The sequence below is a fragment of the Burkholderia sp. WSM2232 genome (assembly GCF_000472545.1).
Classification (GTDB): Bacteria; Pseudomonadota; Gammaproteobacteria; order Burkholderiales; family Burkholderiaceae; genus Paraburkholderia.
Window position 1 is genome coordinate 121,853 of the sequence record NZ_AWZV01000019.1, and the last position, 12,690, is coordinate 134,542.

Here is a 12,690-nt window from a genome sequence, read left to right on the forward strand (position 1 = left end):
ACTGGGACGGGCAGGGCCTACGGAGACCGACGGCCCGCACTTGCCTCACTACGAACTGTATTACATTCCACAAACAGATCGCGCTCTGCGCCTATCCCCCACCTTCAACCCGTCACAACCGCTCGATCAACGCCATCGCCGCGGCCGGATTGCGTTCCTTAAACCCGCTGATCACATAAAGATAAACATCGCGCGCCGCTGCTTTGGCGGCCGCCTCGCCGCATGTTTCCAGGTCCCCTGGCGTCGTCCCCGCGGCCAGCTCGCGTGCACGCGCTGCCCATGCGTCCAGTGCTTTTGCTGAGTAACCTTTGGCCTGTTTGTCCGTGGTGCCCATGATGCGGGCATACACGAACGGCGCGGTCACGTCGGCGATTTGCGGGTAGGCGCTGTCTCCTGCAAGCACCACTGCGACCTTGTGCTTGCGTGCCAGCGCAATGAATTCCGGCGTCCTGAAGCTGTCGTTGCGCACTTCGATCGCATGTCTAAGCTTCACACCCTCGATACTCGCAGGCAGCAGCTTCAGAAAGGCCTCGAAATCTTCGCCGTCGAACTTCTTGGTTGGCGCAAACTGCCAGTTGATAGGCCCGAGCTTCTGTTTGAGCAGCAGCACTCCACTTGCGAAAAAACGCTCGATGGTCTCGCCGGCGTCCGCCAGTACTTTTCGATTAGTCGCGTAACGCGGCGCCTTGAGCGAAAACACGAAATCTTCCGGCGTTTCCTGATACCACTTTTCATAGCTCGCCGGTTTTTGCAAACCGTAGAAGGTCCCGTTGATTTCAATTGAAGTGAGATGCCGGCTCGCATACTCGAGTTCGCGGCTTTGCGTCAGATCGTCCGGATAGAACGTGCCGCGCCAGGGCGCGTAAGTCCAGCCGCCTATGCCAATCCTGATCTTGCCGCCTTTCGTGGTGCTAGTGGTCTTTGCGCTGGCTGACGGCCTTGCGGCTTTTGCGGACTTGGTTTCTGCCACCTGGTATTCTCCTTCTGGCTGCGCTACAGCGACGGGTAGACCCATAGATTAGCGTTTTTTTCCGCGCCCGGGCGCGCCTACGGGAAGCATAGAAACCTGTCTGGCTATTCGCCACCCGCCGGTTTCGCTGCGTGCGCGGCCGCTGCACGCGTGGCTTCGTCGAAACGCCGGTTGGCTTCCGCCACTTCCGCTCTGAACTGCTGCAACGCACTCACCGCGGCATCGGGAGGCGTCAGCGCGGCCCACAGTACTTCGATCAACTGATCGGCGGTTGCGTCGATGTCGGTATGCCGGTGCGCGAGCGTCGCGTCCCACAACACGTGCTCCATGGGGCCGAATACCATCGAGCGCAACAAACGCAAAGGCATGTCCGCGCGAATCTGGCCGCTTTCCTGGCCCTGCGCCAATACGCGCATCAGCGGTGCGGTGTAGCGGCGCTGCAATTCGGTCAGCGCCTCGCTCAACTCGTGATGCCGCGCGCGTCCTTCCGAGAGCACCAGTGCGCACAGATCGGTGCCGTTCACGAGCATCAAGCGCAAATGCGTTCGCACGATGAAGGCGAACTGCTGACGCACGGTGCCGTCGCGCGGCAGCCCGGCTTCAATCGCACCGATAATTTCGTCGTACCAGTCGCCGATCACCCGTGCACACAACTCGCGCTTGCCGCGGAAGTAGCTGAACACGGTCGCCTCGGAAACGCCTAGGCGCTGAGCGATCTCCGCAGTCGTGGCGCGCTCGTAGCCCTTTTGGGAGAACACGTCGCGGCCCGCCTGAAGAATCTCCTTCACGCGCTGCTGCGACTTGCGCCCGGCGGGCTGGCGCCGCGAGGCGGGCAGTTCGGGCTTGAGATCAGGCGTCATATGAGTCACGTTCAGATTTGAGGGGCGCGTGCGGCGTGCGGGGAGGGCTCTAATGGATGCTATCACAGAGCTGGTACCGATTATCCCGCGTGGCTACTTTTCTGAGTCACACTCAAAATTACCTATTGACGCTTACGTAAATCTGGCGTGAAATGCGCGTTGAGCGTCGCGCGCCTCGCCGCGAGCCTGAACATGCGGTCCTCGAGGCCGCCTGAGCATGCTGGAGCCCGCCTGGCCGCACAACGAAATTCGCCGGCAACCCGCCGCCGGCCGTCAATGAAACCTGGAGACACCGCAATGAGCAACCTGCCCGGCTTGCAATTCCCACTCGGCGAAGAAATCGAAATGCTGCGCGACAGCATTGCGGGTTTCGCTGCGAAAGAGATCGCGCCGCGTGCCGCTGAGATTGATCGCACGGATCAGTTTCCGATGGACCTGTGGCGCAAATTCGGCGACTTGGGTGTGCTCGGCATGACGGTTTCCGAGGAATATGGCGGCGCGAACATGGGTTACACCGCGCACATGGTCGCAATGGAAGAGATCTCGCGCGCATCGGCTTCGGTCGGCCTTTCGTATGGCGCGCATTCCAATCTGTGCGTGAACCAGATCCATCGCAACGGTACCCAGGCGCAAAAGCAGAAGTATCTGCCGAAGCTGGTTTCCGGCGAACATGTCGGCGCGCTCGCCATGAGCGAGCCGAACGCCGGCTCGGACGTGGTCAGCATGAAACTGCGCGCCGACAAGAAAGGCGATCGCTATGTGCTGAACGGCACGAAGATGTGGATCACCAACGGCCCGGATTGCGACACGCTGGTCGTCTACGCGAAGACCGACCCTGAAGCGAATTCGCGCGGCATTACCGCGTTTATCGTCGAGAAAGGCATGAAGGGTTTCTCGGTCGCGCAGAAGCTCGACAAGCTCGGCATGCGCGGCTCGCACACGGGGGAACTCGTGTTTCAGGACGTCGAAGTGCCGGAAGAAAACATTCTCGGGCAGCTGAACGGCGGCGTGAAGGTGCTGATGAGCGGTCTCGACTACGAACGCGCCGTACTTGCGGGCGGCCCGACCGGCATCATGGTCGCCGTCATGGACGCGGTCGTGCCGTATATCCACGACCGCAAGCAGTTCGGCCAGTCTATCGGCGAATTCCAGCTGATTCAGGGCAAGGTCGCCGATCTGTACACGACGTTCCAGGCATGCCGCGCGTATCTTTACGCGGTCGGCCGCCAATTGGACACGCTCGGCACGGAGCATGTGCGCCAGGTTCGCAAGGACTGCGCGGGCGTGATTCTCTACACGGCGGAAAAAGCCACGTGGATGGCGGGCGAAGCGATCCAGATTCTCGGCGGCAATGGCTATATCAACGAGTATCCCGTTGGGCGTCTGTGGCGCGACGCGAAGCTCTATGAAATCGGCGCGGGCACGAGCGAGATCCGCCGCATGCTGATTGGCCGCGAACTCTTTGCCGAAACGATGTAAGCCGAGCGACCAACAGGAGAACGACGCGATGCCCGTCATCGAATCCAGGCTCAATCCACGTTCCGACGACTTTCGCGCCAATGCCGCGGCGCTCGAGGCGTTGGTCGACGATCTTCGCGCGAAGGTCGAGCAACTTGCGCTCGGCGGCGGCGAGGCCGCGCGCGAAAAGCACATCGGGCGCGGCAAGCTGCTGCCGCGAGAGCGCATCGAAAAACTGCTCGATCCGGGCACACCGTTTCTCGAGTTCTCGCAACTCGCGGCCTACGGCATGTATAACGACGACGCGCCCGGCGCGGGCGTGATTACCGGCATTGGGCGCATCGCGGGTCACGAGTGTGTGATCGTCTGCAACGACGCGACGGTGAAGGGCGGCACATACTATCCGGTCACGGTCAAGAAGCACGTGCGCGCGCAGGAAATAGCCGCAGAAAACCGCTTGCCGTGCGTGTACCTTGTCGACTCGGGCGGCGCAAACCTGCCGAATCAGGACGATGTGTTTCCCGACCGCGATCATTTCGGCCGCATCTTCTACAACCAGGCGAACCTGTCGGCCGCGGGCATTCCGCAGATTGCCGTCGTCATGGGCTCGTGCACGGCGGGCGGCGCCTATGTGCCTGCGATGAGCGACGAGTCGATCATCGTCAAGAACCAGGGCACCATTTTTCTCGGCGGCCCGCCGCTCGTGAAAGCCGCTACCGGCGAAGTGGTGAGCGCCGAAGACCTCGGCGGCGGCGATGTGCACACGCGCCTGTCGGGCGTAGTGGACCATCTCGCGCAAAACGACGCACATGCGCTCGCAATTGCGCGCAGCATCGTCGGCAATCTGAACCGCACGAAGCACGTGCCGGTTCTGCTGCAGGAGCCGAAGCCGCCGCGCTATGACCTGAAGAGCATCTACGGCGTCATCCCTGTGGATACGCGCAAGCCGTTCGACATTCGCGAGGTGATCGCGCGCATCGTCGACGACTCCGCATTCGACGAATTCAAGGCGCGCTACGGCACCACCCTTGTGTGCGGCTTCGCGCATATCTGGGGCCATCCGGTCGGCATCATTGCAAACAACGGCATTCTGTTTTCGGAGTCGGCGCTCAAGGGCACGCACTTCATCGAGCTGTGCTGCCAGCGCAAGATCCCGCTCGTCTTTCTGCAGAACATCACGGGCTTCATGGTGGGCCGCAAGTACGAGAACGAAGGCATTGCGCGTAACGGCGCGAAGATGGTGACGGCCGTCGCCACGGCCAGGGTGCCGAAGTTCACGGTGATCATCGGCGGCTCGTTCGGTGCGGGCAACTACGGCATGTGCGGGCGCGCGTATTCGCCGCGCTTTTTGTGGATGTGGCCGAATGCGCGCATTTCGGTAATGGGCGGCGAGCAGGCCGCGTCGGTGCTTGCCACGGTGAGACGCGACGGCATCGAGAACCGTGGTGGGTCATGGAGCGCCGAAGAAGAAGAGGCTTTCAAACAGCCCATTCGCGAGCAATACGAGCATCAGGGGCATCCTTACTATGCAAGCGCGCGTCTGTGGGACGACGGCGTGATCGACCCGGCGCAAACGCGCGACGTGCTCGGCCTCGGTTTGTCGGCTGCCATGAATGCGCCGATAGAAGACACGCGCTTCGGCGTGTTCCGGATGTGATAGAGCGCGACGCATGGGAGCCGCCACGATGCAATACGACACACTGAACGTCGACATAGACGGATATGTCGCGACGCTCACGCTGAATCGCCCGGAAGTGCGCAACGCATTCAACGAAACCATGATCGCCGAGCTCACCTCGGCTTTCACGGCATTCGATGCGCGCGACGACATCCGCGCGATTGTGCTGGCCGCCAACGGCAAGGCGTTCTGCGCCGGCGCCGATCTGAACTGGATGAAGAAAATGGCCGGCTACTCGGACAACGAGAACCGCGCCGACGCAATGTTGCTCGCCAATATGCTGTCATCCATTTATCGCTGCAGCAAGCCCGTCATCGCCCGCGTGAACGGCGACGCCTACGCGGGCGGCATGGGCCTGATCGCCGCGTGCGACATCGTCGTGGCGGTGCAAAGCGCGCGCTTCTGTCTTTCCGAGGCGCGCCTCGGGCTGATTCCGGCCACTATCGCGCCGTACGTGATACGCGCGTTGGGGGAGCAGGCGTCGCGCCGCTATTTTCTCAGCGCGGAGCAGTTCGATTGCGTGACCGCGTTGCGGCTCGGGCTCGTCAGCGAAGCGGTCAGCGCCGAGCAACTCGACGCCACTGTGCAGCAGATCGCGCAAACGCTGTGCGCGAACGGTCCGCAAGCGGTACGTGCCTGCAAGCAGCTCGTGCAGGACATGGCCGGCCGCGAGTTGAACGACGCGTTGATCGAAGACACGGCGGCGCGCATTGCGCGCACGCGAGCAGGCACGGAAGGCCGCGAAGGCGTCGCGTCGTTCCTCGAAAAACGCGCGCCGGCCTGGCGTGACTGAAGCGCGGCTCACTCACAACGCGAGGCGCCGGCGGGCGTTCACCAGAACAATATCCTGAGATCGAGACAACTCATGTTCAACAAGATCCTGATTGCCAACCGGGGCGAGATTGCGTGCCGGGTCGCCGCGACCTGCAAGCGGCTCGGCATTGCGAGCGTCGCTGTCTATTCGGATGCCGACGCCAACGCCAAGCACGTGAGCGCGTGCGACGAAGCAGTACATATTGGCGGGGCAAGCGCGGCGCAAAGCTACTTGCGCGTCGAGCGCATTATCGAAGCGGCGCGCGTGAGCGGCGCGCAGGCGGTGCATCCGGGCTACGGTTTTCTGTCGGAAAACGAAGACTTCGCACGGGCATGCGAAGCGGCGGGCATCGTGTTCATCGGACCGCCGGTGGAAGCCATCGCGGCAATGGGATCGAAAGCCGCCGCCAAAGCACTGATGCATGCGGCTTCTGTGCCGCTCGTGCCGGGCTACCACGGCGACGATCAGAACCCCGAACTATTGCAGCGCGAGGCGGATGCGATCGGCTACCCGGTTCTGCTGAAGGCCAGCGCGGGCGGCGGCGGCAAGGGCATGCGCGTTGTCGAGCGCAGCGAAGACTTCGCTGCGGCGCTCGCTTCCTGCAAGCGCGAGGCTGCGAGCAGCTTCGGCAACGACCGCGTGCTGATCGAAAAATATCTGACGCGGCCGCGCCACGTCGAAGTGCAGGTTTTCGCGGACCGGCGGGGCGGCGCGGTGTACCTGTTCGACCGCGACTGCTCGGTGCAGCGTCGCCATCAGAAGGTGCTGGAAGAGGCGCCCGCGCCGGGATTGTCGGCGCAAATCAAGCGCGAAATGGGCGAGGCCGCGGTTGCCGCCGCGCGCGCGGTGAACTATGTCGGAGCCGGCACCGTCGAGTTCATCATGACGGCGAGCGGCGAGTTCTATTTCATGGAAATGAACACGCGCCTGCAAGTCGAGCATCCTGTCACGGAGATGGTGACGGGTCAGGACCTGGTGGAATGGCAACTGCGCGTGGCCGCCGGCGAGCCGTTGCCGCTCACGCAGGACCAACTGACGATCGACGGCCACGCAATCGAGGCGCGCATCTATGCGGAGCATCCGGCCCGCGGCTTCTTGCCGTCGACAGGCACGCTCAAGCATTTGCGCATGCCGCAAGGCGTGGAGTTCGTGATCGATGCCGCCGGTCTCGGCGAGCCGGGCCGCAAGGCGCCGGTGCGCCTCGACAGCGGCGTGCGCGAGGGCGACACCATTACGCCCTTCTACGATCCGATGATCGCCAAGCTGATCGTGCACGGCGCGACACGACAAGAAGCATTGGCCCGAATGAGCCGCGCGCTGCACGCATGTGAAGTGGTGGGGCCGCATACGAACGTGGAGTTTCTGCAGCGTATCGTCGAAAGCGAGCCGTTTGCGAGCGGCGATCTGGATACCGGTCTGATCGAACGCCATCACGACGCGCTGTTCGCGCCGGTGAAAAAGCCCTTCAAGGAAGCGCTCGCGCTGGCGTGCGCGGCGCTGCTCACACGCGAAGGCGGCACCGCGCACGGTGCGTCGCCGTGGGACGCGCTGTCGCATTGGCGTCTGAACGGCGGCTACTCGCAGACGCTAGGCTGGCGCAACGTGGAGGACGACAGCGCCTTCACCGTCACGTTCGCGCGCGACGGCGGCGGGCAAACGCTCGAACACGACGGGCTGCGCGAAGGCTTCACGTGGTCGCAAGGCTCGGGCTTGCACGAATACCGCGCGACGATCGGCGATGCGCGCGCCACGGGCCGCGTGTTTATCGATGGTGACACGTTTCATGTGTTCTGCCTGGGTCACGCGTTGGCCTTCGAGTGGCAGAACCTGCTGGCGCACGCGGCGGATGCCGAACATGGCGAAGGGCGCCTGACCGCGCCGATGCCGGGCAAGGTCATCGCGGTGCTGGTCGAGCCGGGCACGGTGGTGGAGAAGGGCACGCCGCTCATCGTGATGGAAGCGATGAAAATGGAGCACACCATCGGCGCGCCGGCAGCCGGTACGGTGTCGGAAGTGCTCTATGCGGTTGGCGATCAGGTTGCCGACGGCGCGCAGCTTCTGGTGCTGGACGTGCAATAAGCGTCGAACCAATGCACAAGCATTACTCGACCAATGCACGAACAAGGCTCGCATTAGGCTCGCATAACGCTAAAAGCGCCGCTTCAAGCGGTGCTCGAAGCGCCGCGCGCTCAACCAAGCCGCGTATACCCAACCGCGCGCGCCTCGTTTTCGAGTTCAGCGATGCGCTCGTAGTCTGCGAGCGGCAACGCAGAAAACCCCTGCAAACGCAAGCGCTTTGCACGCTCAGGGTGCTGCGCGAGCGCTTCGTTCAGCGCCTCGCGCAGCGCTTGCACGGTCGCGGCGGGCACCGTGTCGGCGGCGATCAAAGGCAAACCCGGTGACGCCGCTGTCATGCCGATGCGGCGCACCCGCCGCGCGAGCTCCGGCAGTTCGTCGCACACAAAGGCAAACGTCACGCAATCTATCGCGGCGAGGTCCGCGCGATTGTCCGCAACGGCCTGCAGAGAGCCGACGTGCGAGCCGGTGCGCAGGGCGGTGCGGAAAAATGCGCCGTCACGCGCATACGGCGCGACTGCGTGGCGCAGCGCGTTCATGCCGCTATTGGAATCGTCCTGATTGTAGGCGACCCGTGCGCCGCGGCATGAGGCGAGCGTATCGAACGGCGCGTCCGCACGCGTGACGAGCACGCTCGCATAATGTGCGCCCTCGCAGCCGGGCGCGTCGAAACGCGGCGTCGCGATCAACTGCACCTGGTCACGCAGGCCATGCATCAGCGGGTAGCCGCAGGTCTGCGAAACCAGCAGATTGGGCCGGCGCCAGAAGCCATGCAGTTCTTCGTCCGGCTCGACAATGCGGCAGGCCGGCTTGACCATGCTCAGCACGTCCGTGAGCCACGCGCGCCATTCGCTCTCGAGCGAGGGCGTGACGTTGTACATCGGCAGGGCGGCGATCCAGGTCATGATGCGGTGCGTGCATGGCTTACGGGCGGGCTAATGCATGATCATACGGAATTCGTCGATGCCTAGCCGCACCGGCTCGGTCGGCCGGAATGTCCACTGTCGCGCGGCCACCGTGAGAATCTCGTTTTGTGCGCCTTCGAAGGCCAGCAACAGGTCTTTCTTGCGGGCGCTTGCCGCGCCGCAATAGGTGATGAGCGCGTCCGCGCTGACCTCGAAAATTTGTGCGCGGTCGTCGCAGCACACTCTGAACGCGACCGTTGCGCACTCCGTCACACAGGGCCGGAACCCTTCGTCAACATAGACCGGCATGGCAACCTCCTTTCGCGCGCGCGCCTGAGTCGTCAGCATGACAAACCGAAAGCTGCTGGTATGTGGGAAAACCAGCATTCGCAAGACATTGGCAATGCACCCCCGGCCGCCGGGTGCAGCGACGACTCGCGCCCGACAAAATTTTGTAACGGAAGCCGCTTTTCTACCCGGTACTCGACAGTTCGCGTCGCGAGGCGGTCCCTACACTTGCCCTCTGATCCATCAAGACGGGAAGAAAGATGACAGGGACCAGTCGATTCAACAAAGCAGCGCCGCGCAGAGTCCGGCAGTTTGCACTGGCCGCCGCCGTGGTGGTGCTGCTCGGTTTGCAGGGATGTGCGACTTCACTCGAGACTTTCGGTCTTGGCGCGGGCGTTGGAATTGTCGGCGCATTCAGCCTTTTAGGTTGCGCAATAGGATGTCATTGAAACTGTCGAGGGCGCCAGTTTCTTTCCGCTTACGTGGAATGACAATAAAAGGTAATTGCGGTTAATAAATTGAAATAAAAAATCACCAATTAATGACAGTTAAAAGATTCAGCAAGAAAACTCAATTGCCTGCCGCTTGACTTCGCGCGACCCGGCTGGCTAAATCCGTCGGGTCCGGTTCTTTCTCCAAGTCTCCACGCAGGGAAAGCCGTTGCGCCGGACTCGGGGCTATGTGTTCGCACATAGCCCTTAATTATTTGTGCACTAATTGGTAATGATATGCGTGTGGCAATTTGCAAACACTTTTATTGAGTTTTCCATTGATCAATGTATGCTGCGCATCCGCAATGCCTTTTAAACTCGAATAAAGGAACAAGGATGAAAAAAACAGCATTCACTTCCGCGTCTCTCGCATTTCTGGTTGCCGCAGGATCCGCGCATGCACAGAACAGTGTGACGTTGTACGGCGTGATCGATGCCGGCATTGGCTATGTCCATAACGCCAGTTCGAACAGCAATCTGGCCGGCATGATCAACGGCAATCTGAGCGGCGACCGCTGGGGCTTGAGGGGTCAGGAAGAACTGGGCGGCGGCCTGAAGGCAATCTTCACGTTGGAAAACGGCTTCGACGTCGGCACGGGCAAGCTCGGTCAGGGCTCGCGCGAATTTGGCCGCCAGGCGTTTGTCGGCCTGACGGGCGCGACGTGGGGCACGGTCACGGCCGGCCGCCAGTACGACCCGATCACGGACATGGTGCAAGGCGTCACGGCCGACAACTTCTTCGGCTCCGCATTCTCAACGCCGGGCGACGTCGACAATAACGACAACAGCGCGCGCGTGTCCAACGCAGTCAAGTACGTGTCGCCGAACTACGCCGGCCTGCAGTTCGAAGCACTGTATGCATTCAGCGGCGTGGCAGGTCAGGCGGGCCAGGGCTATACATACAGCGGCGCCGTGTCGTACTCGAACGGTCCGCTCTCGCTGGCGGGCGGCTACCTGCGCGCGACCAACGCATCCGCGACGACTGCGCGTTCGAGCTGGGCGAGCAGCACGACCGATTCGATCTTCGACAGCCACATCAACGACGGCTACGTCACGGCGAAATCGGTCAGCATCGCACAGGTCGGCGGCCAGTACGTGGTCGGCCCGGTCACGCTGGGCGCCTCGTATAGCAATACGCAACTGAAAAGCGACGGCGCTTCGACGTTCACCGGCACCGAGAAGTACAACAGCGGCAAGGCTTTCGTTGCCTATCAGGCGACGCCGGCACTGGTCGCGGGTCTGGGCTACGCGTACACCGCTGCATCGGGCGACACGTCGGCGCATTACCACCAGTTCAGCCTCGGTGCGGACTACAGCATCTCCAAGCGTACGGACTTCTACGCGGTTGCGGCGTACCAGCATGCGAACGGCACGCAGCGTCTCGCGGATGGAACGACGCAAAGCGCGCAGGCTTCGATCGGCTCCTACGGCTACAACGGCACCGATTCGCAAGCACTCGCAATCGTCGGTATCCGTCACAAGTTCTGATGCAGCTAGCCATGCTGTAGCTGTTGGCAAGCGGCTTCGTCAGCAGTAGAAGGGATGGCCCGGACGCATGCGTTCGGGCCATTTTCGTTGTGGCGGCGCGATAACTACAACCCCGCATTGGCACGCGAGTGCTCGCCGCACCGCGCAAGCAGGCCGGGCAACTGCGCGAACGAGTCGATTGACGCGGCGCATTGCAGCGCCGCTGCGCCATCGGGTCCGCCATAGCCGTAGCTCACGATAAACGCTGGCATGCCCGCCGCACTGGCCGCGCAGACATCCACGGGAGAATCGCCAAGCAGAACGGTGCACCGGGTGTCCACGCCGAGCAGGCGGCACGCATGCCACAGCGGTTGCGGCGCGGGCTTCATGCTGTCGATGGAATCGCCCGCGACCAGCACCTCGAGGTAGCGCCACAGCCCTGTCATGCGCAGCAGCGGCGCGGCCAGCGCCTCGGGCTTGTTGGTGACGCACGCAAGCCGGTAGCCGAGCCGCCGAAGCTCGCGAAGACCGGCGGCCACGTGCGGATAAACGTAGCCGAAGCGCCCGTTGGTCTCTTCATAGTGCCGGTGGAACACCGCCAGCGCGGTTTCGTTGTCCACGTGCCGCTCCAGTGCGGCGGCTGCAAGCGTGCGCCTGACCAGGTTCGGCACGCCCTTGCCGATAAAGCCGCTGACCATCTCGAAGGGCAACGGCGCGTGGCCGAAATCGGCCAGCATGCGGCTCGCTGCCTCGACAATGTCCGGTGCGGTGTGGACCATTGTGCCGTCAAGATCGATCAGCACGGCATGCGTTGCGGATCGCACAGACCCTTGTACATGCGGCGAAGCGGGCGGCTGCGCGATCATGCTGCCGCCGCTGCGTGAGGCGAATGGGACGCTTCGCGATGCCAGCGGCGCAACGTGTCCAGATCGACCCATGCGGGCCGCTCATTCGCGCCTGGGGAAGGAATGGGCGCATCCGGATCGCCGAGATGAGGCAGCACGCCGAGCGCGCCCTCGAAAGAATGGTCCGCGGTGTACGCTGTCGGCGTCACGATAGTCGGTACGCGTGCCGCACGCGCCGCGCGCAGGCCGTTGGCGGAGTCCTCGAACGCCATGCAGTCAGGGCCTTGCAAGCCGAGTTGCCGGAGCGCGTCGAGGTAGACATCCGGCGCGGGCTTCTTTGTTTGCGTCGTGCCCGCATCACAGATCGCGGCAAAACGGCTGCGCCATGTCGCGCCGAGCGGTCCTTGCAGCAGAGCGTCGAGATTTGCCGGTGTGGTGGTCGTCGCGATTGCCACGGGAATGCCGGCCGCGTTCGCTTCGTCGAGCAGGCGTGCAATGCCTGGCCGCAACGGCAGGCCGCCATCGCGCACGCATGCCGCATAGTGACGCGTCTTGATTGCATGGACCGCGTCGATCACCCTGTTCACGCCGGGGCCGCGCGCTTCGTCGGGATCGGCAATGCGCCAGTAATGCAGCAAACGCTCCTTGCCGCCTGCCACCTGGAGCAGACGCGCGTAAAGCGCTTCGTCCCAGTGCCAGTCGAGCCCGGCGTCCGCGAACGCCATGTTGAACGCGCGCAGGTGCGCGCTTTCGGTATCGGCCAGTGTGCCGTCGACGTCGAAGATCAGGGCTTGCATGGGCCGCTCCTCAGCTTGTACCGGAACGCCGGCAGGTGAGC

11 protein-coding genes are annotated in these 12,690 nt (G+C 62.9%); 5 read left to right on the forward strand and 6 right to left on the reverse strand.

What is annotated here, in order from left to right; genetic code table 11:
* Window positions 1-112: 112 nt before the first annotated feature.
* Window positions 113-970, reverse strand: a complete 858-nt coding sequence (locus F757_RS0118860) for a DUF72 domain-containing protein (protein ID WP_027212749.1) — start codon at window positions 968-970, stop codon at window positions 113-115.
* A 104-nt stretch (window positions 971-1,074) separates the two neighbouring features.
* On the reverse strand, window positions 1,075-1,830 hold the full coding sequence (locus tag F757_RS0118865; RefSeq protein ID WP_027212750.1) for a TetR/AcrR family transcriptional regulator: 756 nt from the start codon (window positions 1,828-1,830) through the stop codon (window positions 1,075-1,077).
* A 297-nt stretch (window positions 1,831-2,127) separates the two neighbouring features.
* On the opposite strand from F757_RS0118865, the gene F757_RS0118870 reads away from it, so the two are divergent.
* The 4 genes from F757_RS0118870 (at window position 2,128) to F757_RS0118885 (ending at window position 7,859) form a co-directional block, all read left to right on the forward strand.
* A complete protein-coding gene (locus F757_RS0118870; protein WP_027212751.1) occupies window positions 2,128-3,309 on the forward strand; it encodes an isovaleryl-CoA dehydrogenase in 1,182 nt (393 codons plus the stop codon).
* Window positions 3,310-3,337: 28 nt separating this feature from the next.
* A complete protein-coding gene (locus F757_RS0118875; protein ID WP_027212752.1) occupies window positions 3,338-4,945 on the forward strand; it encodes a carboxyl transferase domain-containing protein in 1,608 nt (535 codons plus the stop codon).
* Window positions 4,946-4,973: 28 nt separating this feature from the next.
* Complete coding sequence (locus F757_RS0118880; RefSeq protein ID WP_027212753.1) at window positions 4,974-5,759, forward strand: enoyl-CoA hydratase/isomerase family protein; 786 nt, start codon at window positions 4,974-4,976, stop codon at window positions 5,757-5,759.
* Between the two features lie 72 nt (window positions 5,760-5,831).
* The gene (locus F757_RS0118885; RefSeq protein WP_027212754.1) at window positions 5,832-7,859 is read left to right on the forward strand and encodes an acetyl/propionyl/methylcrotonyl-CoA carboxylase subunit alpha; all 2,028 of its coding nucleotides are present in this window, start codon (window positions 5,832-5,834) and stop codon (window positions 7,857-7,859) included.
* 110 nt (window positions 7,860-7,969) lie between these two features.
* Here the strand turns inward: F757_RS0118885 and F757_RS0118890 are convergent, their stop codons facing one another.
* A complete protein-coding gene (locus F757_RS0118890) occupies window positions 7,970-8,761 on the reverse strand; it encodes a phosphate/phosphite/phosphonate ABC transporter substrate-binding protein (protein ID WP_027212755.1) in 792 nt (263 codons plus the stop codon).
* Between the two features lie 30 nt (window positions 8,762-8,791).
* Window positions 8,792-9,070 carry a DUF1488 family protein gene (locus tag F757_RS0118895; RefSeq protein WP_027212756.1) on the reverse strand — a complete coding sequence of 93 codons (279 nt, stop codon included), beginning with the start codon at window positions 9,068-9,070 and terminating at the stop codon, window positions 8,792-8,794.
* A gap of 806 nt (window positions 9,071-9,876) precedes the next feature.
* On the opposite strand from F757_RS0118895, the gene F757_RS0118900 reads away from it, so the two are divergent.
* Window positions 9,877-11,028, forward strand: coding sequence for a porin (locus F757_RS0118900; protein WP_027212757.1), 1,152 nt, complete (start codon window positions 9,877-9,879; stop codon window positions 11,026-11,028).
* Between the two features lie 104 nt (window positions 11,029-11,132).
* Here F757_RS0118900 and gph read toward each other — a convergent pair whose 3' ends face one another.
* Window positions 11,133-11,873 (reverse strand): phosphoglycolate phosphatase, encoded by a 741-nt coding sequence (gene gph, locus F757_RS33855; RefSeq protein ID WP_051376824.1) that lies wholly within the window; start codon window positions 11,871-11,873, stop codon window positions 11,133-11,135.
* Window positions 11,870-12,649, reverse strand: coding sequence for an HAD family hydrolase (locus F757_RS0118910; protein ID WP_027212758.1), 780 nt, complete (start codon window positions 12,647-12,649; stop codon window positions 11,870-11,872). The genes gph and F757_RS0118910 overlap by 4 nt, the downstream gene beginning before the upstream one ends.
* Window positions 12,650-12,690 lie beyond the last annotated feature (41 nt).

Excerpts from the sequence above, each read along its gene's own strand:
- F757_RS0118885 (WP_027212754.1), top strand. The coding sequence starts at position 5,832 with ATGTTCAACAAGATCCTGATTGCCAACCGGGGCGAGATTGCGTGCCGG.
- F757_RS0118895 (WP_027212756.1), bottom strand. The coding sequence starts at position 9,070 with ATGCCGGTCTATGTTGACGAAGGGTTCCGGCCCTGTGTGACGGAGTGC.
- F757_RS0118880 (WP_027212753.1), top strand. The coding sequence starts at position 4,974 with ATGCAATACGACACACTGAACGTCGACATAGACGGATATGTCGCGACG.
- F757_RS0118900 (WP_027212757.1), top strand. The coding sequence starts at position 9,877 with ATGAAAAAAACAGCATTCACTTCCGCGTCTCTCGCATTTCTGGTTGCC.
- F757_RS0118890 (WP_027212755.1), bottom strand. The coding sequence starts at position 8,761 with ATGACCTGGATCGCCGCCCTGCCGATGTACAACGTCACGCCCTCGCTC.
- F757_RS0118910 (WP_027212758.1), bottom strand. The coding sequence starts at position 12,649 with ATGCAAGCCCTGATCTTCGACGTCGACGGCACACTGGCCGATACCGAA.
- F757_RS0118870 (WP_027212751.1), top strand. The coding sequence starts at position 2,128 with ATGAGCAACCTGCCCGGCTTGCAATTCCCACTCGGCGAAGAAATCGAA.
- F757_RS0118865 (WP_027212750.1), bottom strand. The coding sequence starts at position 1,830 with ATGACGCCTGATCTCAAGCCCGAACTGCCCGCCTCGCGGCGCCAGCCC.
- gph (WP_051376824.1), bottom strand. The coding sequence starts at position 11,873 with ATGATCGCGCAGCCGCCCGCTTCGCCGCATGTACAAGGGTCTGTGCGA.
- F757_RS0118875 (WP_027212752.1), top strand. The coding sequence starts at position 3,338 with ATGCCCGTCATCGAATCCAGGCTCAATCCACGTTCCGACGACTTTCGC.